General features: G+C 58.7%; 22 protein-coding genes. 10 read left to right on the top strand and 12 right to left on the bottom strand.

Annotation, left to right across the window (positions count from 1 at the left end):
- Positions 1-166: 166 nt before the first annotated feature.
- Positions 167-1,348, top strand: a complete 1,182-nt coding sequence (locus tag SynBIOSU31_RS12795) for a trypsin-like peptidase domain-containing protein (protein ID WP_186493066.1) — start codon at positions 167-169, stop codon at positions 1,346-1,348.
- A 6-nt stretch (positions 1,349-1,354) separates the two neighbouring features.
- Here SynBIOSU31_RS12795 and SynBIOSU31_RS12790 read toward each other — a convergent pair whose 3' ends face one another.
- A complete protein-coding gene (locus SynBIOSU31_RS12790) occupies positions 1,355-1,546 on the bottom strand; it encodes a hypothetical protein (protein ID WP_186493187.1) in 192 nt (63 codons plus the stop codon).
- 115 nt (positions 1,547-1,661) lie between these two features.
- Positions 1,662-3,386, bottom strand: a complete 1,725-nt coding sequence (locus SynBIOSU31_RS12785; RefSeq protein ID WP_186490601.1) for an ABC-F family ATP-binding cassette domain-containing protein — start codon at positions 3,384-3,386, stop codon at positions 1,662-1,664.
- 76 nt (positions 3,387-3,462) lie between these two features.
- Between SynBIOSU31_RS12785 and SynBIOSU31_RS12780 the strand changes: the two genes are divergently transcribed.
- Positions 3,463-3,633, top strand: a complete 171-nt coding sequence (locus tag SynBIOSU31_RS12780) for a hypothetical protein (protein ID WP_186490599.1) — start codon at positions 3,463-3,465, stop codon at positions 3,631-3,633.
- Here the strand turns inward: SynBIOSU31_RS12780 and SynBIOSU31_RS12775 are convergent.
- Together SynBIOSU31_RS12775 and SynBIOSU31_RS12770 are read right to left on the bottom strand one after the other, a co-directional pair.
- Entirely contained in the window at positions 3,611-3,838 is a 228-nt protein-coding gene (locus SynBIOSU31_RS12775) for a hypothetical protein (protein WP_186490597.1), read from the bottom strand. The two genes, SynBIOSU31_RS12780 and SynBIOSU31_RS12775, sit on opposite strands and share 23 nt — an antisense overlap.
- A gap of 66 nt (positions 3,839-3,904) precedes the next feature.
- On the bottom strand, positions 3,905-4,219 hold the full coding sequence (locus SynBIOSU31_RS12770; RefSeq protein ID WP_186490590.1) for a hypothetical protein: 315 nt from the start codon (positions 4,217-4,219) through the stop codon (positions 3,905-3,907).
- Between the two features lie 141 nt (positions 4,220-4,360).
- Between SynBIOSU31_RS12770 and SynBIOSU31_RS12765 the strand changes: the two genes are divergently transcribed.
- Positions 4,361-4,654 (top strand): ribbon-helix-helix domain-containing protein, encoded by a 294-nt coding sequence (locus SynBIOSU31_RS12765; RefSeq protein ID WP_186490588.1) that lies wholly within the window; start codon positions 4,361-4,363, stop codon positions 4,652-4,654.
- 6 nt (positions 4,655-4,660) lie between these two features.
- Here SynBIOSU31_RS12765 and SynBIOSU31_RS12760 read toward each other — a convergent pair whose 3' ends face one another.
- From SynBIOSU31_RS12760 to SynBIOSU31_RS12735, 6 genes are read right to left on the bottom strand one after another with little or no spacing between them, the layout of a single operon-like run.
- Entirely contained in the window at positions 4,661-5,815 is a 1,155-nt protein-coding gene (locus SynBIOSU31_RS12760) for an anhydro-N-acetylmuramic acid kinase (protein WP_186490586.1), read from the bottom strand.
- A gap of 8 nt (positions 5,816-5,823) precedes the next feature.
- Complete coding sequence (locus SynBIOSU31_RS12755; RefSeq protein WP_186490584.1) at positions 5,824-6,528, bottom strand: potassium channel family protein; 705 nt, start codon at positions 6,526-6,528, stop codon at positions 5,824-5,826.
- A 24-nt stretch (positions 6,529-6,552) separates the two neighbouring features.
- A complete protein-coding gene (locus SynBIOSU31_RS12750) occupies positions 6,553-7,956 on the bottom strand; it encodes a TrkH family potassium uptake protein (RefSeq protein ID WP_186490582.1) in 1,404 nt (467 codons plus the stop codon).
- Positions 7,957-7,960: 4 nt separating this feature from the next.
- A complete protein-coding gene (locus SynBIOSU31_RS12745; protein ID WP_186490580.1) occupies positions 7,961-9,805 on the bottom strand; it encodes an SLC13 family permease in 1,845 nt (614 codons plus the stop codon).
- On the bottom strand, positions 9,798-11,510 hold the full coding sequence (gene hflX, locus SynBIOSU31_RS12740) for a GTPase HflX (RefSeq protein ID WP_186490578.1): 1,713 nt from the start codon (positions 11,508-11,510) through the stop codon (positions 9,798-9,800). The genes SynBIOSU31_RS12745 and hflX overlap by 8 nt, the downstream gene beginning before the upstream one ends.
- Positions 11,507-12,679, bottom strand: a complete 1,173-nt coding sequence (locus SynBIOSU31_RS12735) for an NAD(P)/FAD-dependent oxidoreductase (RefSeq protein ID WP_186490576.1) — start codon at positions 12,677-12,679, stop codon at positions 11,507-11,509. Before SynBIOSU31_RS12735 ends, hflX begins: the two co-directional genes overlap by 4 nt.
- Positions 12,680-12,748: 69 nt before the next feature.
- Here SynBIOSU31_RS12735 and SynBIOSU31_RS12730 point away from each other — a divergent pair, with 69 nt between their 5' ends.
- Together SynBIOSU31_RS12730 and SynBIOSU31_RS12725 are read left to right on the top strand one after the other, a co-directional pair.
- Positions 12,749-13,522, top strand: coding sequence for a phosphoadenylyl-sulfate reductase (locus tag SynBIOSU31_RS12730; RefSeq protein WP_186490575.1), 774 nt, complete (start codon positions 12,749-12,751; stop codon positions 13,520-13,522).
- A gap of 2 nt (positions 13,523-13,524) precedes the next feature.
- The gene (locus SynBIOSU31_RS12725) at positions 13,525-14,223 is read left to right on the top strand and encodes a type III pantothenate kinase (protein ID WP_186490573.1); all 699 of its coding nucleotides are present in this window, start codon (positions 13,525-13,527) and stop codon (positions 14,221-14,223) included.
- Here SynBIOSU31_RS12725 and bcp read toward each other — a convergent pair.
- Positions 14,201-14,668 (bottom strand): thioredoxin-dependent thiol peroxidase, encoded by a 468-nt coding sequence (gene bcp, locus SynBIOSU31_RS12720; RefSeq protein WP_186490571.1) that lies wholly within the window; start codon positions 14,666-14,668, stop codon positions 14,201-14,203. The two genes, SynBIOSU31_RS12725 and bcp, sit on opposite strands and share 23 nt — an antisense overlap.
- Between bcp and SynBIOSU31_RS12715 the strand changes: the two genes are divergently transcribed.
- Positions 14,667-15,335, top strand: a complete 669-nt coding sequence (locus tag SynBIOSU31_RS12715; RefSeq protein WP_255477244.1) for a 4'-phosphopantetheinyl transferase family protein — start codon at positions 14,667-14,669, stop codon at positions 15,333-15,335. The two genes, bcp and SynBIOSU31_RS12715, sit on opposite strands and share 2 nt — an antisense overlap.
- A gap of 230 nt (positions 15,336-15,565) precedes the next feature.
- A complete protein-coding gene (locus SynBIOSU31_RS12710; RefSeq protein WP_186490569.1) occupies positions 15,566-16,192 on the top strand; it encodes an alpha/beta hydrolase in 627 nt (208 codons plus the stop codon).
- 90 nt (positions 16,193-16,282) lie between these two features.
- Here SynBIOSU31_RS12710 and SynBIOSU31_RS12705 read toward each other — a convergent pair whose 3' ends face one another.
- Positions 16,283-18,487, bottom strand: a complete 2,205-nt coding sequence (locus tag SynBIOSU31_RS12705; protein WP_186490567.1) for an AAA family ATPase — start codon at positions 18,485-18,487, stop codon at positions 16,283-16,285.
- A gap of 146 nt (positions 18,488-18,633) precedes the next feature.
- Here SynBIOSU31_RS12705 and SynBIOSU31_RS12700 point away from each other — a divergent pair, with 146 nt between their 5' ends.
- The 3 genes from SynBIOSU31_RS12700 to SynBIOSU31_RS12690 are packed head-to-tail and all read left to right on the top strand — an operon-like array spanning position 18,634 to position 23,413.
- On the top strand, positions 18,634-19,695 hold the full coding sequence (locus SynBIOSU31_RS12700; RefSeq protein ID WP_186493063.1) for an efflux RND transporter periplasmic adaptor subunit: 1,062 nt from the start codon (positions 18,634-18,636) through the stop codon (positions 19,693-19,695).
- Between the two features lie 11 nt (positions 19,696-19,706).
- Complete coding sequence (locus tag SynBIOSU31_RS12695; RefSeq protein WP_186490565.1) at positions 19,707-23,108, top strand: efflux RND transporter permease subunit; 3,402 nt, start codon at positions 19,707-19,709, stop codon at positions 23,106-23,108.
- Positions 23,105-23,413 carry a hypothetical protein gene (locus tag SynBIOSU31_RS12690; protein WP_186490563.1) on the top strand — a complete coding sequence of 103 codons (309 nt, stop codon included), beginning with the start codon at positions 23,105-23,107 and terminating at the stop codon, positions 23,411-23,413. The genes SynBIOSU31_RS12695 and SynBIOSU31_RS12690 overlap by 4 nt, the downstream gene beginning before the upstream one ends.

Genomic DNA, 23,413 nt, shown 5'->3' with positions numbered 1-23,413 from the left:
GACACACCCTCTCTTGCCCCCATCATCGCCATTCCTGGCCCAGTTGTGCTCGTTCATGGCGCACTGTTGGGTTGCATCTGGTCATGGAATCAATGGCGATCCCCCCTATCCGCGGTGGTTTGCCCTCATTAAGGTCAGTTTCTCGAAATTCGTCGTTGCCCTCTCCATGGCTGTGGCACCCCTTAGTTCCGTCAAGAAGCCTGCTCCGGTTGTGCGTGTCAGCCGCAGGGTCCTGCCTCTGATGATGGGCCTGTCGTTCGTGGCACCAGTAGGTCTGGTGTTGCCGCAGAAGAGTGCTACCGCGGCACCTCAGCTCTCAGCCTCAGCCGGTCTGCCGGCTCAATCCTTCGTGGCAGCGGCCGTGGCGAAAAGCGGTCCTGCGGTGGTCACTCTGGAAACGCAGCGAACGGTACGAACAGCAGGTGGATCGGGGTTGCCAGACGGACTGCTGATTGATCCCTTTTTTCAGCGATTTTTCGGTTTACAGGGTTCAGCGGCTCCCAGGGCTCGTGTTGAACGTGGGCAGGGCAGTGGTGTGATCTTCGATGGCCAGGGACTGGTGCTGACCAATGCCCATGTCGTTGAGAACACGGATCGGGTGATGGTGGGATTGCCTGATGGCAGAAGAGTCTCCGGTCAGGTGGTGGGTCAGGACTCGGTGACCGATCTCGCGGTTGTGAAGCTCAATGGAGGAGGTCTCTGGCCGACCGCTCCTCTTGGCGATTCGGATCGACTCCGCGTTGGTGACTGGGCCATCGCTGTCGGCAATCCTTTCGGTCTTGAAAACACTGTGACCCTGGGAATCGTGAGCAACCTCAACAGGAACGTGTCCCAGCTCGGCATTCGGGGCAAACGTCTGGATCTGATTCAGACCGATGCGGCGATCAACCCCGGGAACTCCGGTGGCCCGTTGCTCAATTCCGCCGGTGAGGTGGTGGGAATCAACACGTTGGTGCGCTCAGGCCCCGGCGCCGGCCTTGGATTTGCCATCCCGATCAACAGAGCAAGAACGATCGCCTTGCAGCTGGTGAACGAGGGACGAGCCAGCCACCCCATGGTGGGGATTGGTCTCTCCACGATTCCTGCCTCGATGCCCAGCGGGACCGTGCCCCCCGGTGCTGTTGTGCGTTCGGTGATGCCCGGTGGTCCTGGAGCTCTGGCCGGCCTTCAGGTCAACGATGTCATCGTGTCAGTGGCAGGCAAGCCAGTGCGTAATCCGGCTGAAGTGGTGACAGCCATTGATCGCAGCGGTGTTGGTCAGCCACTGGTACTCAACATCCAACGACAAGGAAAGGAACTGCCTGTAACGGTGAGGCCCGTTGAAATGCGTGCTCTGAAGATGCCTTGATCTGGGTCAGGCGTCATCCGCATCCTTCAGTTGCTCAACGCAGCGTGTGATGCATTCACCATCGTCCAGGGAGCATGTGGTGATGCACTCGAAATAGGTCTCCACTGCATCCCATGTCTGCTCATGGTCGCCTGCTGGATGGGGGCTGCTCAGATTGACGTCATGGATACCGGCGGACTGAGTTTCAGCGTTTCTCATCGAGTGCCGGGATCGGTGATGTCAGCCTATGCACACGTTCCGAACGGGTAAAGGGAAATAAGTCTTCCTGCCTAACAGTTTGTGAAGTTTCGTCTTGTAGGCCGTCGTATTGGACTCAAGCCGCGCTTTTGCGTTTTGCGTCCCGCTCTTTTTGCTTCTCTCGTTTGGCTTTTTTCTTCGCTTCCTGTTGTGCCTGTTGGAGGGCGGCTTCAGCGGCCGCTTTCTCCTCGGCTTTCTTTTCGACGTAATAGGAGTAGTTCCCTCGGTAAAGCACCAGCTCTCCATCCCTCAGCTCAACGATGCGATTGGCGACCCGCGAGATGAAATACCGATCGTGGGATACGAGTAGTGCAGCTCCTTCATAGGCGCAGAGGGCGTCTTCCAGCATCTGCTTGGCTGGGATGTCGAGATGATTCGTGGGCTCGTCCAACACCAGGAGATTGCATGGTGTCAGCAGCATCAGGGCCAGTGCAAGTCGTGCCTTCTCGCCACCGCTGAGCTTCCCGACCTCTTTGAAGACGGTGTCGTTGCTGAAGCAGAAGCTGCCTAGCAGCGAGCGCACCTGGGTCTGCGTCCAGTCGGGTACCGCTTCAAACATGGTGTCGATCACCGTTTTGCCCAGGTCAAGAGCTTCTGCCTGGTTTTGTTCGAAATAACGCGCGATCACGTTGTGTTCACCTAGGCGAGCTGAGCCCTCGTCCGGTGACTCCATCCCCATGATTAGTCGCAGAAGCGTGGACTTCCCGGCTCCATTCGGCCCGACAAAGGCAATGCGATCTCCCCGTTCCACCTCCAGTTCGGCTCCGAGAAAAAGGATTTGATCGCCATAGCTGTGGGTGAGGTTTTCCATCAGCGCGACTTGGGCGCCGGAGCGAGGTGCATCCGGGAAGCGGAAACTTGGTCCGCCAACGCTTTCGATAGGAGCGTCAACCAGCTCCACCTTGTCGAGTTGTTTTTCCCTGCTTTTGGCTTGGGTGCTCCGTGTGGCACTGGCCCTAAATCGATCGATGTAGGCCTGCTGGGTGGCGATCTCCTTCTGCTGACGGTTGAAGGCTGCTTGAGTCGCCTCTTGTTCCATCTGCTTTTGCTCCAGATGGGCGGTGTAATTGCCGAGATAATTTCTGGAGATTCCCCTTTCAGTGGCCACGATCTGGTTGCAGACGCGATCAAGAAAGGTGCGATCGTGACTGATCACCACCAGTGCTGCTGTTTGTTCCTGCAGATAGCCCTCGAGCCACTGGATGGTTTCCACATCCAGGTGGTTGGTCGGTTCATCGAGCAGCAATAGATCCGGGTCCTGAAGAAGAATCTTGCCGAGGGCGATCCGCATTTGCCATCCGCCTGAATAGTCCCCGACCAGGCATTCCGCACTCTCTGGAGTGAAGCCGATGGTGGGCAGCAGCTTGTCGATGCGAGCATCCAGTTCGTAGCCATGCAGGGCTTCGAATCGGTTTTGCAGCTGTCCCAGCTCGTGGATGAGCTCATCGAGATGGTCGGGATCTTCAGCTGCTTTCTCAGAGCCCATTGCGTCTTCCACTTCACGCTGACGGTTCAGCACGGTGGCGGCTTCTCCAAAGGCCTGGAAGAGCTCCTGCCGAACTGAGCGGTAGGGGTCCACATCGAATTCCTGCTGCAGGAATGCGATGCGTGGTTCTCCCTGGCGAACGACCGAGCCGCTGGTCGGCTCTTCATGGCCAGCGATCAATCGCATTTGAGTTGATTTGCCTGCGCCGTTAACACCCACCAGGCCAATGCGGTCGCCCGCTTTGATTTCCCAGGTGACGTCCCGGAGCACTTCCCCTGTGGGATAGATCTTGCTGACGTGCTCGAGTCGCAGCACCGGCGAAGACGCAGAGAAGCACCATCATCTCGTGTCGGGTGTGGTCAGACTGTGATGTCAGAACGATGCAGCGTTGATGCGAATGCTGGAGCAGGTCACCGCCCTAGTGGTGGCCGCAGGGCTGGCTCTGGTGAGTTACTGGTTGTTCTTCAGCTGGGCCGGTGGAGGTGGCAGCAGGGATCGTCTGCCTGTCCCGGCTTCGCCCCCCCAGACCAGCCAATTGATTAAAGACCGCCCCTCGCTTTGACCAGCCACTGTTTGCTGAGTTCGTCATCCAGGCCGTTGATGAACGCCTTGACCTCGTCATGGGTCACCGGAAGGTTCATCTGTTCCCCGACCTGACAAATGGCCCGAACGGCTCCGTCAGGATTCTGAAGAGCCTGTCTGAACAGGGCGCGTGTCAGATCCCGGTCCTGTTCGATTTTTGCGTAGAGCTCTGCTGCGTTGCCCATGGCGCACCACCATTTCCGAGATGAACCCTATCCATGGCCGCTCTCTATGCCCATGGCCGCTCTCCCTTATGCGGCTTGGTCGAGGTCGGCTTCTTTGAGGCCCGATGCGGAAGCATCTTCCATGCTGCGCGCATCCATACAAAGAACCTTGCGGAGTTGGGCATAGTTGGCCGCCTGGGACAGCCTGCCTTCCTTGACCGCTCCGTACTCAGCTCGCTGCAGCACGTGGTGCAGGTGGGTTAGCAGATAGGAACTGATCACAGCAGACACCAGTACATCACTTTGATCAGCGGCACGGCGGGATCGGCGAGACCCGGCAGCCCTGCGGTTGCGTGGTGCTGCCTGGCGGGTGCTGGGGGCCTGGCTGGTTGTACGTGGCATGGCGGTCCTGGCGGAATCGTTGATGTGCAGTCCTGAGTTGATGAGCCGCGTTTCAGGGAGGGAATCGATGACCACAGCATAGTGCTGGATACTACCCTTGCGCATCTCAGTACACTTTTAGGTATCTCTGCCTCACGGATCGTGGCGACCCGCCAAAACTCATCTAGCGGGAAGCCGAAATCGCCTCGGATTCAGGTGGTTCTGCCCGAAGAGCTCTGTTATCGGCTGACAGCTCTGGCTGAGCAGGAGTGTCGAACTGTCAGCAACATGGCCAAAGTGTTGATCCAGCAAGGGGTTCAGCGACTAGAGCAGGCTGGTTCCTCCGGGGTGCAAACTCCTACTCCGACGGAGCGATTGCGTTCCGCTTTAGAGGCCCAGCAACCTCGTCGACTCCGGGGTGCTCCCAGGCGTTTGCGGTTGCATCGACCCGGCTGAAAGGGCTTAGACCGGTTCGGCGCGCACCCCCAGAACACAGCTGCGCTCAGCCCCAGTGATGGAGGGCGCATTTCCGGGATGATTGCGGTGATGCCACCAGGCCAGTAGTGCGAACACCAACGCTTCACGCGTCTCGCATGGAAGACCTAGCTCGTCGCTGGGGCGCACTCTGAGGCCATGGCAACGCGACTGCAATTCCCGCATCAGGGTTCTGTTGCGGCGGCCTCCCCCGGCTACCACCATTTCCACCGGCAAGGGAAGGTCTAGATCGCTCAGATGCTGCAGATCCTGAGCCACCACTGCAGCTGTTAAGGCTGTGAGAGTGGCGATCTGGTCCTCGGGGCCGGCCGGATGAAGCTCGCTGAGCCTCCGTTCAAGATCCTCGCGGCCGAACAGCTCCCGACCGGTTGACTTTGGTGCTTTCTTCAGAAAGTAGGGCTCACGGAGCCAGCTTGTCAGCGGTGCATCGATCACCTCTCCCAGCGCAGCCATGTCTCCATTCCGGTCATAGCGCTCTTGCCCATCACTGAAAGCTGTCATCGCTAGGTCGATCAGGCTGTTGGCGGGACCGCAGTCCCAGCCGAGCACTGGGCGTTTCCGGTCTGGGCCGCGTAACGGGGGAATCAGGGTGATGTTGGCGATGCCACCGAGGTTCAGCAGCGCTCTCCAGCCTTCGATCTTGCCCATCAGAGCCGCATCGGCCATGGGTACAAGTGGTGCACCCTGACCTCCCAGAGCGAGGTCGGCGGCACGGAAATCGTGAATGACTGGTCGCTGCAGCATTTGTGCGAGCAGAGTGGCCTGAAGCATCTGCCAGCTGCTCCCACGTCGGCGCTTGCCTTTCGCGTCGTCGTCAGGAGGGCGATGCCAGATTGTTTGACCATGGCAGCCAACGAGGCTGGCTGAACGATCAGGATCACAGGCTTCAGCGGCGTTTGCCTGTTGTTCAGTGATCGCTTCAGCCAGTTCCAGAACGGCTGCTGCAGGTGCGGCTTCCCCCTGGGCCATGGCCAGCATGCGCGCGCGCAGATTGGAGGGATAGGGGCAGGATGCACTGTGGATGAGGGTCCAGCTTGGGCTGCTCGATGGTCCACTGAACTCAGCAAGAACGGCATCCACTCCATCGGCGCTGGTGCCGCTCATCAGCCCGAGAACGCGCATGATTCCGGTCAGGTGCGGGGGAGGTTTTGAAGGTCATCCGTCAACCCCATCACCACCAGAACGTGGCCTTCCATCAGAACGTGTGATGCGGGTGGATTGACCATCAAGTCCGCAGCGGGACCGGCGGCCAGCACATTGACTCGGTAGTTCTTACGCAGGTTGAGATCGCGCAGCGACAGTCCAACAAAGCGCTCTGGCACTTTGATCTCCTCGATCGAGTTGAGCTCGTCCAGCTCCAACCTCTCCATCAGGTTGGGTCGCACTAGCTCAAGACCCAAACGCTCTCCTTGCATCCGCGAGGGAAACACCACGCGGTCGGCACCGACGCGCTTCAGCATTTTTTCGTGCAGATCGCTGGTGGCCCGTGCAATCACCCGGCGAACTCGAGTGCCCTCGCTGTCTTTGGCGATCAGGGTGGCCGTGATGCTGGCTTCGATCGGTTCACTGATCGCTACAACCACAGTGTCCATGTCGAGGATCCCCGCTTCCCTGAGTGATTCCTCATCGGTGCAGTCCAAGACCCTTGCTTCGATCGACGGCTCAAGTTGCCTGAGTTCCTCGATCGCTTTCGAGGAACGATCCACTGCAAGTACGTCTGCCCCGCTCTGCATCAACTGGCGGCAAACAGCACTGCCGAAGCGTCCGACGCCCACGATTCCGAAGCTGCGGGGGTCGCTGTCTTCAGCAGGCGACCAGTGCCACCAATCCCTCATGGCATTAGCCCCAATGAGTCGCGTTCAGACATAGAGATCCTCACGGGGATAACCGATCCGATTCTGGCGCTGCAGCTGGTTTCGGTCGAAGCTCTCCCAGATGGCACTCAGCAGCAGCAGGATTCCAAGTCGGCCCACAAACATTCCCACAACCAGGATTAGCTGTCCAAACCGCCCCAGCTGTTCCGTCACTCCAAGATCCATCCCCACGGTGGCAAACGCTGAGATGCAGGTGAACAGCAGTTCCAGGAAGGTGAGTGGCTCCTCGCCGTTCTGATTGGTGGTCAGGGCGAGAAGCAGTGCCATCACAAGCACAAACATCAGCGACGCCATCACGATGCTTACTGCCCTCAGCACCACTTTGTCGGGAATCTGACGATGCCGGATAACGACATCATCTTGACCGCGAAGTGTGGATCGGGTGGCGGCCATCAGTGCTGCCACCGTGGTGGTCTTGATGCCTCCACCGGTGCCTCCAGGGCTGGCTCCGATGAACATCAATGCCATCAGCAGCAACAGTCCGGAGTCAGAAACACTGTGCTCTGAGAGCGGAACAGTGGTGAAGCCCGCTGTTCGAGCACTCACGGATTCGAACAAGGCGCTCATCAGCCTCTCAGGCCAGCCCATCGTGGTGAGGATGTGCCCTTTGGAAAGGGATTCAGTCAGCAGCAGCCCGAAGGTCCCGATCAGGATCAGCAGAATCGACGTTCTCAGAACCAGTCGTGTGTGAAGACTGAGATTGCGGCGTTTAAGTCGTTGTCGGTTGCTCCAGAGATCGCTGGTCACACGCCAGCCGAGGCCTCCTAGAACGATCAGCAGCATGATCACAGCATTCACCACCCGATTTGTCCGGTAGCTCTCGAGGCTGTCGTTCCAGAGGCCGAAACCTGCGTTGTTGTAGGCCGAGATGCTGTGAAACACCGATGCCCACAGCCTTTCTCCACCCGCAGGAAGGTCTGAAAATCCGTAGCTGTAGAGCACGACGGCGCCCACCATGATCAGCACCGCTGCAGTGAGGGCAATGCTTCTGAATGTGCCGCCGACGCCACCCACTCCGAATTGATCGAGGGTCTGGCCACGATCCAAGCGACGTCGCAGGGAGGCTCCCCGCACCACGAACCCCTGAAGAAAAGTGGTGATCGCCATCAGGCCTAGACCTCCCACCAGGATCATGACCGCTAAAACGGCCTGACCGACGACGGTTAGATCCTTGCCGACATCAATCACGGTGAGGCCTGTCACGGTGACCGCGGAGGTGGCTGTGAAGAGTGCTTCCCAGAGTCCGACACTCGTGCTGGAGCAGAGCGGGCTCGACAGCAGCAGTGTCCCGATGGTGATCACCAGCAATCCCGTCACGACCGTGAACTGGGGCACCGTGAGGCGCCGATACCACGCCTGAGTGCGATGAATGGCTCGAGGCAGTGCCATGCGCTCAGCGACCTCCCGCCTGGGAGAGGATCAGTCCTGGGACCAGAAAGGTCATCAGCAATGTGAGACCAGCCCCATAGCGAGCCACATCGAAGAACTGGTAACGCCCTGGTCCGAAAACCATCAGGTTGGTCTGGTATCCCATTGGAGTCAGGAACGACTGACTGGCTCCGAACAGAACCGTGAGCAAAAGAGCCTGGGGGGGAAGGTTCAAAGAGGGGGCGAGTTGAGTTGCCACGGGAACCAGCAGTGCCACCGAGGCTGCATTGCTCATCACACTGGTGATCAGGTTGGTGGCTAGAAAAATCACCAGTAACGCCCAGTAAGACGGCCAGTTCAGCAGCAGTCTCTCCATGTCGGAGGCCATTGCGTTGGCCAGGCCACTGGTTTGCAGAGCCACGCTGAAGCTGGAGAGGGACCCGAGCAGAAGAATGACGTCCAGCCTGATCGAGCGCTGCACCTCACCTGTTCTTAGGCATCCCATCAGCACCAGCAGGACAACAGCCAGTAGCACGGCGGCCACCAGAGGCACGGCGGTGACTGTGGGGACCAGCAGCATCAGAGCCGTGATGGTGATGGCCTGAGGTTTGCGGCGGATGGTGGGTAAATCGTTTTCAAGCTGGTCGAGCACCAGCAGATCGTTACTCGCCTGAAGCCCTCGGATCGCATCCAGCGGAGCTTGCAAGAGCAGAACATCACCTTCACGAAGAACGGCCTGGCCAAGTCGCTCTTGAACCGTTTGCTGACCACGGCGCAGTGCCAGTACCGTTGCGTTGTGGCGTTGTCGAAAGCGCAGCTCCCGCAGGCTTGCACCGGCTAGTGTGGACCCAGCAGGTAGCAGCACCTCAACGGTTTTCTGACCGTCTGTACCTTGGCTGGACAAGGCCGGTTCAGTGTTGACCACGGCGGGTTGATCAGCGGAAGGACGACTGGAGGTGGCCAGCTGAATCGTGTGCTCTTGTTGCAGTCGGAGCAGATCTTCGCGGGTGACTCTCAGCAGCAGGCGGTCCTCGGCCTCGATGCAGCGGTCGGCCAGGGGTGGAAGAATTCGCTCGCTACCTCTTTGCAGCTCCAGAACGTCCACATCGAAGCGACGTTGCAGACGGCTGTGCCGCAGGGTTTGTCCGACAAGGGAGGACGAGCCTGGGATCGTGACTTCGGTGAAGTATCCAGTGAGCGACGAGTTGGTGTTGAGCTGATCATCGGGGGCACTTCTGTCTGGCAGCAATGTGCGAGGGGCAAGCAGCATGTAGCTCGCTCCGGCAAGCCAAACCGGCACTCCGATGGCGCTGAAGCTGAACAGATCGAGGGATCCGTATCCCAGTTGCTGGCTGATGTCACTTGCCAGCAGATTCACTGAGCTGCCGAGCAGGGTCAGGGTGCCCCCCAGAAGTGTGGCGAATGAAAGAGGTAGAAGCACTCTGGATGTCGCGATCCCTCGCTTCTGGCACCAGGACTCCAGCACCGGAAGCAGGCTGGCCACAATCGGGGTGTTGGGCACCACGCCAGAGATCGGCGCCACCACCAGGGTCAGCAAGCCCACCATGCGCCTGGGCGTGCGGATGCTTTCGGATGCAATCAGTTCTCTCAGTCGATCAAGGGCGCCGCTGCGAAACAGGGCTGCTGAAACGGCGAACAGTCCCATCAGCGTGATCAGTGCTGGGCTGCCGAAGCCGCTCAGTGCCTGTAAAGGGGTGAGCACGCCACCGATCATCAGCAGCGACACACAGAGCAGCCCTACCAGTTCGGGTGCCATTGCTCCGCTGATGAATAGGGCCACCGCGACTAGCAGCACAGCCAGAGTGATCAGAGCGTCTCCGTTCTGAAGAGCGGCACTGAGCTCAACCATTGGGGGGTGCGCCTGTTGGCTCCGTGACAGGTGGGCTGACTGTTTCTGGTGTGGACTCCCAGAACGTCTGTTCAAGCCATGTTCGCAGACCCTTCAGGCCTGTTCCCAGAGTGGCGGAGAGGTAGAGGGCTTCGGGTTCCAGTTCACGGATCTGCTCCAGGGCTCCTGCATGACACCGGTCGATCTGGTTAGCCAGCACCTGTCTGGGCTGCTCACAGCCAAGACCATCGAGGATGGCGTGAACAGCTTTGAGTTGTCCCTGCCAGTCGGGATCACCGAGATCCACCACCAGCAGGAGCTGGTCTGCATTGCGTGTTTCCTCCAACGTGGCCATGAAGGCTTGCATCAGGGGCGCCGGTAGTTCACGAATGAAGCCCACCGTGTCGGTGATTAACAGTTCACGCGGTGCGGCTCCAGCCCTTGGCAAGCAGAGACGACGTGTTGTGGGATCAAGGGTTGCAAACAGGATGTTTTCGGCTTGGACCGGTCCTCCCGGAGCGCGATTACAGAGCGCATTGAGCAGCGACGACTTGCCAGCATTTGTGTACCCAACCAGGGCCACACCAGGTAGGTCCTGGCGTCCCTCTCTGAGCCTGGCTCGGTGCGCCCCTAGCTGGCGCAATTCCCGACCCAGATGTTCGATGCGGCGGCTGATGGCACGCCTGTCTTTTTCGAGCTGTGTTTCTCCCGGCCCGCGGGTGCCGATGCCCCCCCCTTGCCGAGACAGGCTCAATCCGCGTCCCTTAAGCCTTGGAAGTCGGTAGCGGAGCTGAGCCAGTTCCACTTGCAGGCGACCTGCAGCACTGGAGGCTCTCTGGGCAAAGATGTCGAGGATCAGCTCGCTGCGATCCATCACAGGACTGTCCAGAAGCTGCTCCATGTTTCTGGCTTGAACAGGAGTGAGCTCTCTGTCGGTAATGACAAGCGTGGCGCCGTGCTTGCGGATGTCCAGGGCAGCCTCCTGCAGCTTGCCCGTACCCCAGAGGGTCTGAGGGTTGATCTGTCCCTGACGCTGGCGGCAGACTGCAACCGTTTTTGCTCCAGCACTACGGGTCAACCCCTCCAGTTCGGCCAGTTCTCGCTCGTTTCGTGCTGGGTCCGCGCCGGTGAGAGTGAGCAGCAGCACCTGCTCCACCGTTGCAGTGGGCTCTTCTGTTCCCTGCAGTGTTTCGCCACGCCGATCGGCATTCCCGACAGGGGTGTCGCAGCGGCAGAGCATCGTCAGATCGCCTGTTTCGCCGCAACTCCAGCCGCCACCGGCTTTGTGATCCGGAACCCATAGGGCACCGGAACGGATCCCACTACGAGAGATCACGGCCTGATACCGCAGCCATGACTCGGGCTGAACGTCTAGGGCGATCACCGCATCGCGACCATCAGGGACCAGCTCCGGAGAACGGCGCTCATGCAGTGTGCTGATCAGGCGCCATTGCCTGGACCGACGCCTGGAGCCGCCCTGAAGATGTCGGTCCAGTCGATCGGATTCTCCAAGTGGGCCAACCCAAAGCAGGCGGCAAACGCCACGGTCGTCGATCAGCAGATGCAGCGTTTCCTCAAGCTTTACAGCCAGCTCTGCGAGCCGCTCCAGCGTGAAGGCGTCAGCGCCGGAATCATCAGGGTGACGACGATGGCTGAGACGATCCAGCTGTTTGAGCTGTGATGGACGCAGCCCCCTGGTTCGTCCTGCCAGGTGAGCTTGTTTCAAGGACTGACCAGCCAGGCTCCGGCTGCGCGAAGCCCCAGCGAAAGCCCTGGCAACCGGGTCAGATAGGTCAGTCGGCGTAGCTTGAAGGCCAGAGGGCCAGCGAGGGTCAGTCCTAATCCGGTAATCGAGGCATCTCCAACGCCAAGGCTGAGCATTTCGCCGAGATCCTTAAACACAAAGGCGTTTGTCTCACTGTTCTGAAGCTTTGCCTTGAGCGCTTTGGCTGCAAACTGACCTTGCTGAATGGCCGTCTGAGCCGAATGTGGCCAGCTGGAAAGCAGGTCTGCATTGGGATTCACAGCAATATCTCCGAGTGCCAGAACATCCGGGTAGGCCTGCAGACGGAGCGATTCAGTGACTGGCAGTCGCCCTTGATGAAGCGCCTGCTTGGGAGAGATTTCCGGAATGGTGGGTCGGCTGCCTGCGGTCCATATCAGTCCGTCATGGTCTAGTTGAGATGAGCCCTGTGCTCCGCTCAGGATCACGGAAGTTGCTGTCACCGAGTCCACTTTGGTGTTGAGGTGAACGGTGACACCACGTTTTTTCAGGGCTTTCTCGGCCTGCTCCCTGTTAAAGGCTTTCGATCTAGGCAAGATCTGATCACCGAGTTCAACGAGTTGCACCGTGGCGGCTCCATTGAGCAGGTCCACGGCCTTGCAAGCCAGTTCAACTCCTGTGGCACCAGCACCAGCAATCACGAGGGAGCTACTGCCTGACGGGCGCCGACGCAGCTCCTGCAGTCGGTCCTGCAGAGGTTGCAGATCAGACAGAGTGTGAAAATTGAGGGCATTGTCGCGGACTCCTGGAATCCCAAAGTCCGCGGGTTGTGCACCTGTAGCCAAAACAAGCTGGCTGTAATGCAGGGCGCGGCCCGATGTTGTGGTGACACACCGGGTATCGAGATCGATGGAGCTCGCACGGTCCTGCAGGTGACTGATCCCATGCCCCTGCAGCAAGGATGCGTAGTTGGGTGCAACTTCCCATCCCTTGAGTTCTCCGCTCAGTAATTCGTAGAGCAGAGGAACGAAGACGAAGCGGTCACGAGGTTCGATCAGCACGATCGCTGGTCTTGGATGCAGGCGACTGAAGGCAAGCGCCGTCGACAATCCGGCGAATCCACCACCGATCACCACGATCGGTTGAACTTGCCCGCTGGCAGGGGGAGTCAAGGCATTCTCTGGTGCGTACTGAAACCATAGGCAGACCTGTGGTCACCTCGGCATTGGAGGATGGAGTGCATGAGCCAGGGCACCACAGACATGATCAGCACCGCTGGCGGTGTGGATTCGGGCCTTGCGGCCGCAGGCCTCGAGACCCTGCGAGCAGAGCTGGAGCTGCTGGAGCCGCTGCAGCGTTTGCAGTGGGCTCTCAATCGATTCGGTTCCGGCTTCGCGATGACCACCAGCTTTGGTATCCAGTCGTCAGTGTTGCTGCATATGCTCAGTCGCCTCTCTGGAGGAGACACCGTGCCTGTGATCTGGGTGGACACGGGATATCTGCCTGCAGAGACCTATCGCTACGCCAGCACTCTGTGTGAGCGACTGGGCACTCAGCTCGTTGTGGCGCAGTCTTCGGTGTCTCCTGCCCGGATGGAAGCAGTCCACGGCAGGCTTTGGGAGACCGGACGAGAGCAGGATCTGGATTTGTATCTGCGTCTTCGCAAAGTGGAGCCGCTGGAGGAAGCACTTAGTGGACGCGAGGTGAGCTGCTGGGCCAGTGGCGTGCGACGTGGCCAAACAGAGCTGCGCAAGACCATGACCGTGCTCGATCCGATTCGTGAGCGTCTGTCTCTGCGCCCTTTGTTGCGCTGGACCAATCGGGATGTCTTCTATTACATGCAGGAGCATGATCTGCCTCAGCATCCGCTCTTCGATCAGGGGTACTCCACTGTTGGCGACTGGCATTCCAGTGCTCCCGACGGCCTTGAGTCTGAGGGCCGCGGCACCCGCTTCGGCGGACAGCGTCAGGAGTGCGGAATTCACGTGCCCGGAGTGATGGGCGATGGCATCTGACCATGCCCTCTGAGCAGCGCTGTCTGCTGATCGGTAATAGTCGCTGGCACTGGGCTGTGCAATCCAGGAGCGGTGCCTGGAGCTACAGCCATTCCCAGCCGCAGCCGTCGGTTTTGTCTGGCTTTTCCCCGCTTTGCTCGTGGGCGGCAGTGGGACCTGTACCTGTCCATCCCTTGCTTAGGCCTGACACTCGGCTCTGTCTCGATGCGATTCCGCTTCGAAATGCACCGCCATGGCTTGGCATCGACAGGGCGCTTGCGGGATGGGGCGCCTGGACCCAGTCAAAAGGGGTTGGCCCAGTAAAAGTTGTTGATGCTGGCACCGTGCTCAGCTTGACGCGGGTGACTGCAGGCGGCGAATTCAATGGCGGCTGGCTTGCCGCTGGATTGCGGTTGCAGTTGCAGGCCATGGCTGCAGGCACTCAGGCGCTTACAGATCCTGACGACCAGAGGCAGGAGTCCTGCGATGACGTGTCGTTTCCTCGGGATTCGTGCGAGGCGATGCGCCGGGGAGTGATCGAAAGTCTCGTCGGTCTAATTCTCCGAGCCCAAGAGCTCGATTCCTCTCCGCTTTGGCTCTGCGGCGGAGATGCTCCATTGCTGGTCCGAGAATTGCAGACGCAGGGGCTTGAGCTCAACTATGCCCCTGATCTTGTGATGCAGTCGCTGGTGACGCTGGTCAGCCCAGCCCCAGATCGCTGAGCACTTGATCGGCCATTGAAGCCGCTTTGACCTTTGTATAGATCAGCTCAAGTTTGCCCTCAGCATCCACCACGAAGGTGTGACGCATCATTCCCATGAACTCACGGCCCATGAATTTCTTTAGGCCATAGCTCTCGTAGCTGCTGGCCACAGCACATGGTTCTTCGTCGGTGAGCAGGGTGAAGGGAAGTTCCTGCTTGGCGATGAAGCGTGTGTGGGATGCGGCGTTGTCCTTGCTGATACCCAACACCTTGATGCCATGGGCCTTGAGGTCGCCCCAGCGGTCGCGGAAGTTGCACGCTTCCTTGGTGCAGCCTGGGGTGGCATCCTTCGGATAGAAATAGATCACCACTCGTTGTCCTTTCAGAGATGAAAGTGTGAGGGGCTCGCCGTTCTCATCTGGAAGTGTGAAGTCAGGGGCGGGATCGCCGATCTGCAGAGTCATGGGTAGCCGGACTGTCGGCGGCAGCGTAACTGCGTTGTGGATGCACCCGATCGGCCCTGATGCTGCTGCCGGTGAACTTGTGGTGAGCAATCAAGAGCGCGCTTGGGCTGCAGGATTGACGGCGTCTCGAGCCCAGCACTTCCTGGCTTCACGCAGCTGGATGCGCAGTTGTTTGGCCACGCTGCATGGTGCTAGCCCAATGCAGGTGCCGCTGACTGCTCCACCGGCTGCTCCACCTCGGCTCTCCGACGACTGGGGCTATGTGAGCCTCAGTCACTGTGTTGACGCTTGTCTGTTGGGTTGGTCGCAACAGCCCATCGGGGTTGACCTGGAGCGTGCTGACCGAAAGCTCCATGCCGCGGCCGCCTTGATGCGCCGTTTCTTCACCGAGTCTGAGCAGAGTGAGTTGGGGGGATTGGAGGGGGATCAGCTGCGACAGCAGGTTCTGGATCGGTGGCTGGTCAAGGAGGCTGCGATCAAGTGGCAGAGAGGATCCCTTGCTCGGGATCTTGGATTTTGGGAGGTGAGCTCCAGCCTTTGTGCTGCCCTGCATCGCGGTTTGGATCTCAAGGTTGTTGCCCAGTTGAGGTCTCAGGGGGAATGGCGTCTTGGAGTTGTCGTTGCAGAGCAGGCATTTCTGCAGGACTGTCTGCTCTGCACAGCGTGAATAATCATCAGGTCAAGTGACATCAATGACCTGAGGGAACAACCTCACTCGATCAACGAATCAACAACGATGCTTCATCACGAGATCCATGCATCCACTGAGATTCATGAGTCTTGCTTGGGTGATCCTTATGAGGCGAATTTGTCCCCATTTGCGCTTTTAGGCGGTGATTTTGTTGGCAACTCTTTTTCCTGTGGATAGGATTAAAAAGACGTCTTTTCTCGCCGTCCGTGTTCACCCGTTTTGCAGCCGGCGCTCTCGCCGCCGCTTCCATTTCCACTCTGGCTGTCGCCGCTGAAGCTGGCACCAAGCGCCCCGTGCGCTGGGTGTCAGGTGGCGCTGTCTGGACCACCAAAGCCTCAGCTTTCGCCAAGTTCTTTAACGATGGCGAAATCACTGACCGTGCCCTTCAAGCAGGCATCAACAACTCCGGTTGGACTGCTGATGAAATTCAAGAGGGCATGACCAAGAGCTACGACGTAGATCTGGTTGGTGTTTCTCGCTTCCTGTATTCCGCCGATGGCGTGAAGTTCCTGGACGACCAGACTCGCAGCTACTTCCCCTACTGGCAGAAGAAGAAGACCGCCGTGGTCGCTCTTCGCTCCGCCATCATCCTTGATGCAGCCGATGGAGAAATCTCCTCAGCCGGCATCATGAGGCAGCTCCCCGTTGACTTCCGTCTGAACGACAACGGTGTCTCTGACGGTTCCCAGAACGTCTGTAAGGACGGTCTTGATGAGCCTCAGTCCACATCCCTGCTGTCTTGGTATGTGTTCCTGCCCGCTTGTGTGCAGGCCAATCAGATCCTTCCCGCTGAGCCAGTTCGTTCTGCAGCTCCTGTTCGCGGCCTCTGGTGATTGTTGGGAACCCTCACGGGTTCATCGACTTTCTTTTTCAGCTCCGGCATTGCCGGAGCTTTTTTTATGGCTTCTTTTGATGGAAGCCCCTTAAGCCAGTCGACCTTCGATTCGCCAGTGACGAAGACTCTGAGGAAGATGTTTGCCACGTTGCTTCAAAAGTTCGCGACGCAGCTCCGACAGTGCGGAGTCACTCGCCTCACCGGTTTCTTCAAGAGCCCGGCGGTAAGGGCGGTCTTCTCCGAGCCATCGTTCGATCAGGCTCGGCTCAATGGATAGCTTGAGCGATTCCTGCCAGCTGCTCTGGTTCATCACCCAGCCGCACCGCTCCAGGTGGTTTAGCAGCAGCTGACGCTGTTCCGCCTGACTCAGCCAGATGGATTCCAGTGCAGCCAGGGTCTGCAGCGATGAACTTGGCTTGCTCGCCTTCCTTTCTTTGACGAGCAGCTCCAGCAGTCCCCCAGCGGGCCCGAGTTGTGGTTCACTCAGCAATAACCTCAGCTGCGCGCCGCTTGTTGAGCGGGAGCTCACCCTGGCCCAGAACGTCTCAAGGTCAGGAGCTTTGAGATCCTCCTGGTTCAGTCGACCCCCCACCACTTCGAACTGATAGTCAAGGCTCAGTCGCTCCAGTTCAGCAGCATCGGCAAGAATCACCGGTTGATTGAGAGGATCCAGCAGCTGCAACTGCGCCTCCAGTCGCAGCTGTTCCGTTGAGGATGCACAGAGAATCGTGAGGCCACCCTCGGCCACGGCTCCAAGGGGATCAAGCGACCAAAGTAGTGACCGACCGCCAAGAATCAGCACACGATCCGTGCGTTGCCAGGAGAGATCGGACCAAAGTCGCTGTCGAAGCGCCTGCAGGCGTTCTCCATCCACGGACAGTTGACGTTGCAGCCAACGCTCCAGTTGAGGTTGCTCCGGTCCGCTGCTGACCAATAGCGGATGTTCATCGACAGCCTCTGCTGATGCCGCCAGCTGAGCGGCACGCCGTTCCAGCATCCGTTCACGTCGTTGTCCTTCCCAGCCCTGGCGACTTGGTGACCAGAAGGCTTCACCCTGAAGGGCACTGGGTAAGTACTGCTGAGCTACCCAGTGTTCACGAAAAGCATGGGGGTAGCGATAGCCCTTGCCGTCCCCGAAGGCATCGCCATCACGGTTCGCGTCGCGAAGGTGGGGAGGCACCTCCTGACGCTGCGCTTCACGGACCTGACGCAGTGCTTCGAACATGCCGCTGGTGCTGTTGCTTTTTTCAGTGCATGCCAGGTAGAGAGCTGCCTGGGCCAGTGGATAAAGACCCTCCGGCAGTCCGATGCGCTCAAAGGCCGCGGCGCAGGCCTCGACCACCACCACGGCCTGGGGGTCGGCGAGGCCCACGTCTTCGCCGGCAGAGATCAGCATGCGCCGGAAAATGAAGCGTGGGTTTTCACCGGCTTCGATCATCCGTGCCAGCCAGAACAGTGCTGCGTCGGCGTCCGAGCCCCTCAGGGATTTGATGAATGCGCTGATCGTGTCGAAGTGCGCATCACCCTGCTTGTCGTACAGCACTGCGCGCTGCTGAATGGATTCCTCAGCAATGCCAAGGTCAATGTTGATCACTCCCTGGTGACTTTCAGGGGTGCTTTCCACGGCTAGCTCGAGCGCATTGAGCAGGCTGCGTGCGTCACCTCCCGCCACATTGACGAGATGGGCCGATGCTTCAGCGCTGATCTCCACATGGCGGTCGCCGTAGCCACGTTCTTTGTCGTGCAGCGCTGTCTGCAGTAATCGACTGAGGTCTTCCGGCTCTAAGTGCTGCAGGCGGAACAACCTGGACCGACTGACCAGCGCCTTGTTGACTTCGAAAAAGGGGTTTTCTGTGGTGGCACCAATCAGCGTGAGTGTGCCGTTCTCCACCCAAGGCAACAATGCATCCTGCTGCGAGCTGTTGAATCGATGCACCTCATCGATAAACAGAATGGTTCGAAGTCCATGGCGTTCGAGCCGTTGACCGGCATCGGTCACTTCGGAGCGCAGGTCTTTCACACCGGCAAGCACGGCATTGAGAGAACTGAAATGGGCTCTTGTGTGATTGGCGATGATGCGCGCCAATGTCGTCTTCCCGACCCCTGGTGGGCCATGCAGGATCAGATTTCCGACTCGATCAGCCGAGATGGCTCGGCGCAGCAGGCGCCCCTCCGCCAAAATTGCTCCCTGCCCAACGAATTCATCGAGATTGCGCGGCCGCAGGCGATCGGCGAGCGGTGCCTGCCTCCGCCGCGCAGCTTCCCCGTGATGGCTGAACAGATCCTGTTTCAAAGGTCCGCTTACGGCGTCAGTTCCTGCTGAGACGATTCTTGCTCAAGTTGAGCCTTCGATGTCATCAGCGCGGTCATAATGCGGCCGTCCGAGTTGTGCCCGTGCGTCTGAACCGTTCCGTCATTCCCCTGGCACTGGTAAGCATCATGCTCGGTGCCTGCGGTGATGGGGGCGATGCCCAGAGGCCCATGCCAGAAGTGAGGCAAGCTGCTGTCACTGAGGCTGTATTCACAGAGGATGTCGACACGGTGAGCACGCTGGAGGCCGGTGATCTGGTTCAGCTGGCAGCTCTGGCATCAGGCCGGATCATCGAATTGAAAATCGCGCAGGGAGATCGGGTGTCCGCTGGGCAGCTGCTCATGACCCTCGATCAAGCTCAGGAGCAGGCCAGGCTGGCCGGGTTGAAAGCCAAAGAGCAGAAGGATCTTCTAGAGCTGAAACGCTATGAATTCCTGTTGCCTCTTGGTGCCGTGCAAGCCTCGGAGCGTGATCAGCGGCGAGCGATCTACATCGCCTCGAGAGAAGAGGTCAGAGCTCAAGAGGCAACCCTGGCCTACAGCAATCTTCAGTCACCGATCGCTGGGACAGTGGCAGACGTCTCCGTGCAGGTCGGGGATGTGGTGAGAAATGGCGACCCATTCACCAAGCTGATTCGAAACAACACCTTGGAGGCCAAGGTGGAGGTGCCGTCCACCTTGGCTGATCGCATCAGGGTTGGTCTGCCGGTGTTGCTCAGTCTTCCTGGCCGTAACGAGGTGATGGCCAGGAGCTCCGTGATGTCGGTTGATCCTGGGATTAACTCCCAAACACAGGCCCTTCTTGTGAGGGCGCAGTTTCCTAATCCAGAGGGAACGCTGCGCAATGGTCAGAGGTTGCGCACCCGGGTTCAGCTGGAATCCCGTCAGGAACCGTCCGTTCCCTTTGCTGCTGTGACGCAGACCTCTGGGCAGAGTTTCGTGTTCCGTCTCGGCACACTCCAGGAACTGGAAGCGCAGCCTGGCAAGGCCGATCTGGCCAGGATTAAGCGCGGGATGGAGCGCGGCGTCATTTCCCGCGAGACCCGGTTTGCCCTACAAACGCCGGTCAATCTCGGTCCCCTGCAGAACAAACGCTATCCCGTCACCAAAGGCTTGAAGCTGGGGCAGAACGTGATCATCAGCAATCTTCTGAGCCTGCGTCACGGTGTCCCGGTGAAGGTGCAGAACTGAGCGACTGAGTCATGTCCGCCTCTAATAATTTCATCACCAGACCGGTTCTCACAACGGTTTGCAGCCTCTTGATCGTGATCGTGGGATTGATCGCGATTCCAATTCTTCCGATCGAGAATCTCCCTGACATTGCTCCTCCTACCGTCAAGGTGAGGGCCAACTACACCGGCGCCGATGCTGTCTCGGTTGAGGAGGGCGTCACCAGTGTTCTTGAGCAGCAGATCAATGGTGTCGAGAACATGGACTTCATCAAGTCCACCAGTTCAGGAGACGGGATTAGTTCAATCGATGTGGCCTTCGCCAGCGGCTCTAATGGCGACATCAACCAGGTCAATGTTCAGAACCGGGTGTCACTAGCGGAACCTCAGCTGCCTGATGAAGTCCGCAAGGCGGGTGTCACCGTCAACAAGGCATCGAACTCGATCCTGCTCGTTTACAACTTCGGTAGCGAGGATCCGCATCGGATTACCTACAGCGCAGAGACGATCAGCGGCTTGCTGGATCTGAACCTCACCGATGCCATCAAGCGAGTCAGCGGCGTTGGTGAACTCACTTATTTCGGCAATCGCAAACTGGCGTTTCGGTTGTGGTTAGATCCCGACAAGCTTGCCAGCTTCGGTCTCACCTCCACCGATGTTGTCAGTCAGCTTGAAAGTCAGAACCGCCTTGTTTCTGCAGGCCAAGTCGGGAGCGAGCCGGCACCGCAGGGACAGCAGTTCACGTTCACTGTTCAGCTTCAGGGTCGTCTGCGCAGCGTGGAGGACTTTGAGTCCATGGTGGTGCGCACCGTCGAGGGAGGTGGTCTGGTTCGCCTCAAAGATGTGGGCAGCGTGCAACTCGGTGGTGAGACCTATTCCGTGAGCGCCACCGATCTTCACGGTGTTCCCACTGTTGGTCTTGCCGTCTATCAGCTGTCAGGCAGCAATGCGCTCGAGGTGTCGGATGGTGTGAAACAGGTGTTGGCCGACTTTGAGACGACTATGCCGGTGGGCATGAAAATGGAGAAGGTCTACGACAACACCGACTTCATCTCCGCCTCCATCCAGGGCGTGGTGAATTCTCTGCGGGATGCGGTGGTGCTCGTGGTTCTGATTCTTTTCCTGTTCCTACAAAACTGGAAGGCCACCCTTGTACCGGGGATCGCGATCCCCGTGGCACTGATCGGTACTTTCGGACTGGTGCTCGGGTTTGGCTTTTCCCTGAATCAACTCACCCTGTTTGGTCTTGTGTTGGCCACGGGGCTCGTGGTCGACGATGCGATCACTGTGATCGAGGACACCTCCACCAAGAAATGGGAGGGGATGACGGCCCTGGAGGCGGCGAAAGCCACCATGGACGAGCTGTTCTCAGCGATCATCGCCACCTCGCTGGTGAAGTTCGCGGTGTTCCTGCCAGTTCTGTTTTTCCCTGGTGCGACGGGAACGATCTACAAACAGTTCGCGGCCACGGTGATCTTCTCGATCGCCATTTCTACCTTTAATGCGCTCACCTTCTCACCGATGTTGTCAGCACTACTGCTGGCGCGTGAAGCGAAGGATCCCGGACGGCGGAACTATGCCATCGCCGGCACAGTGATCGGTTTTGTGTATGGATTGCTGGTGGTCGGTCGTGGAGCGCCTTTGGCGCTGATTCCGCTGGCGGTTGCTGCCTTGATGGGTCTGCTGTTGGGGCGCTTCATCGATCGACCCATCACACTGCCGTTCACCATTGGCGGTGCCATCACCGGCTTGATTCTTGTTGGTGTGAGCCGCGTCATCCCGGTGACCGTCTATCCAGCTTTGGGCTTGGCCCTGGGTTGGTTCACACCGATTATTTTCGCCAAGTTCAACAGCCTTTATGCCGTGATGGAGAGCCGGTACGCCTCCGCTTTGGAGTGGGCTCTCAGTCGACGTCGACTGGTGATGAGCATGCTCAGTATCGGCATTCTGCTCACGGCCGTTGCTTTCCGGGCTATCCCCGGTGGCTTCGTGCCGATCGAAGATCAGGGGTACGCGATTGGAGTTGTCCAGGCTCCGGAAGGCGTTTCCACCCAGGTCACCGAGGCGATTAATGAGCAGGTGGCCGCAGTGCTGCGTACTGAAGACAACATCACGTCGGCTTCGCTGTTCAGTGGCGCAAGCTTGGATGGTAATAGTCCCAATAAGGGCCTGTTCTTCTTCGGAACTAAAAACTGGGCTGACAGGAAGGAACCTGATCAGACCGTTGCGGCCATCGTGGAGCGGCTAAATCAGAAGTTGGCACGTTCAGTGGATGACGCCAGAGTCGTTGTGGTGGAACCACCTGCGATCCCTGGCTATGGAACAGGCGGTGGTTTCGAATTTCAGCTCCTGGATCAGAGCGGTGGGGGCTACAGCCTGCCTGAGTTCTATGGGGCGGCGGGGCGCCTCATTCAGCAGGGCAATCGCGATTCTGATCTTGAACGCGTTTACACATTGTTTGCGCCTGAATCCCCTCAGATCGAGATTCAGGTGGATCGCGATCGAATGGCCGCTGTTGATGTCGACTTCGGTACTGCAATGCAGACCTTCAGTATCAACTTCGGTGGCCTCTATGTGAACGACACCTTCCAGGAGGGCAAGGTGCGTCGGATCTACGTTCAGGCCGATGCTGAAAGTCGTGCAACCCCCGAGCGACTGTCAGCTCTTTACGTCAAGAGCTCCAATGGTGAACTGATTTCGCTGGCGGAGTTTTTCAGTGTGCATGAAACGCTCGGCCCCACGGTGGTCCCTCACTTCAATCTCTATAGAGCGATCAAGATTGAAGGCACTCCTGCGGCCGGAAAGAGTTCCGGTCAGGCGATTACAGCGATGAAGGGGATCTTTGAGACCATCAATCCCCAGGGCCTCAGTTTCGACTGGACCGGAATTTCTCGTGAGGAAGTGAAGGCCGGTGCTCTTGCGGTGGTGATCTTTGCACTTGGCATTTTGGCGGTGTACCTGGTGCTGTCTGCGCAGTACGAAAGCTACGCCGATCCGCTGATCATTCTGATGACGGTACCCACAGCCATGTTGGGTGCGCTCGCCTTTCTGGCCTTGAGGGGTGAGGTGCTCAATGTCTATGCCCAGGTGGGCCTGGTGATGTTGATCGGTTTGGCGGCTGGCAACGGAATCCTGATCGTGGATATGGCCAATCAGCGGATGCAGGCCGGTGCCAATGCCCTGGAGGCCGCTCGTTTTGCTGCAGGTTCCCGTCTGAGGCCGATCCTGATGACGGCAATCTCTTCGCTGTTTGGCTTCATTCCGCTGGTCTTCGCCAGTGGCGCCGGCGCCCGTAGCCAGACGTCCCTCGGTGCTGTGGTGTTTGGTGGTCTGTTGATCGCCACCGTTCTCTCGTTGTTCGTTGTCCCGGTGTTTTATGTCGTTCTCAAGTCTCTGCTCGGGCGCTCGGATGGTTCGAGACTGATCAGCTCATGAGTCGCTCTCCGAGGCCTCACTCCCGCAATGATGACCCTTCTCGATTCAACGGTTTCAAAGTTCTCTGGGCTGCGTTCATTGGTGCAGGTATCGGCGTCGTGCTCTCGATTTTTCTCAACACATTCATCCGCAACACCCCTGCCGATCTCCCCACAGCAAGATTGTTTTATCTCTATGCAGTCGTGACCTTCTCCGCCGTACTGTTTGGTTCATCGATCGAAAGCATGCGTCAGCTCCAGGAGAGTGCACCCGAGGAGGAGTACCGCTCGAATAAGACAACTTTGCAGGGGAAGCGGCGTCGTTGA

This window comes from Synechococcus sp. BIOS-U3-1, assembly GCF_014279975.1.
Taxonomy (GTDB): domain Bacteria; phylum Cyanobacteriota; class Cyanobacteriia; order PCC-6307; family Cyanobiaceae; genus Synechococcus_C.
Note: the sequence above shows the minus strand (reverse complement) of the source record. Positions and strands in the feature narration are given on the sequence as shown.

Coding starts and splice junctions, on each gene's coding strand:
- SynBIOSU31_RS12795 (WP_186493066.1), top strand. CDS start 167: ATGGCTGTGGCACCCCTTAGTTCCGTCAAGAAGCCTGCTCCGGTTGTG.
- SynBIOSU31_RS12790 (WP_186493187.1), bottom strand. CDS start 1,546: ATGAGAAACGCTGAAACTCAGTCCGCCGGTATCCATGACGTCAATCTG.
- SynBIOSU31_RS12780 (WP_186490599.1), top strand. CDS start 3,463: ATGCGAATGCTGGAGCAGGTCACCGCCCTAGTGGTGGCCGCAGGGCTG.
- SynBIOSU31_RS12775 (WP_186490597.1), bottom strand. CDS start 3,838: ATGGGCAACGCAGCAGAGCTCTACGCAAAAATCGAACAGGACCGGGAT.
- SynBIOSU31_RS12770 (WP_186490590.1), bottom strand. CDS start 4,219: ATGCCACGTACAACCAGCCAGGCCCCCAGCACCCGCCAGGCAGCACCA.
- SynBIOSU31_RS12760 (WP_186490586.1), bottom strand. CDS start 5,815: ATGCGCGTTCTCGGGCTGATGAGCGGCACCAGCGCCGATGGAGTGGAT.
- SynBIOSU31_RS12755 (WP_186490584.1), bottom strand. CDS start 6,528: ATGAGGGATTGGTGGCACTGGTCGCCTGCTGAAGACAGCGACCCCCGC.
- SynBIOSU31_RS12750 (WP_186490582.1), bottom strand. CDS start 7,956: ATGGCACTGCCTCGAGCCATTCATCGCACTCAGGCGTGGTATCGGCGC.
- SynBIOSU31_RS12745 (WP_186490580.1), bottom strand. CDS start 9,805: ATGGTTGAGCTCAGTGCCGCTCTTCAGAACGGAGACGCTCTGATCACT.
- SynBIOSU31_RS12730 (WP_186490575.1), top strand. CDS start 12,749: ATGAGCCAGGGCACCACAGACATGATCAGCACCGCTGGCGGTGTGGAT.
- SynBIOSU31_RS12725 (WP_186490573.1), top strand. CDS start 13,525: ATGCCCTCTGAGCAGCGCTGTCTGCTGATCGGTAATAGTCGCTGGCAC.
- SynBIOSU31_RS12715 (WP_255477244.1), top strand. CDS start 14,667: ATGGGTAGCCGGACTGTCGGCGGCAGCGTAACTGCGTTGTGGATGCAC.
- bcp (WP_186490571.1), bottom strand. CDS start 14,668: ATGACTCTGCAGATCGGCGATCCCGCCCCTGACTTCACACTTCCAGAT.
- SynBIOSU31_RS12700 (WP_186493063.1), top strand. CDS start 18,634: ATGCTCGGTGCCTGCGGTGATGGGGGCGATGCCCAGAGGCCCATGCCA.
- SynBIOSU31_RS12695 (WP_186490565.1), top strand. CDS start 19,707: ATGTCCGCCTCTAATAATTTCATCACCAGACCGGTTCTCACAACGGTT.
- SynBIOSU31_RS12690 (WP_186490563.1), top strand. CDS start 23,105: ATGAGTCGCTCTCCGAGGCCTCACTCCCGCAATGATGACCCTTCTCGA.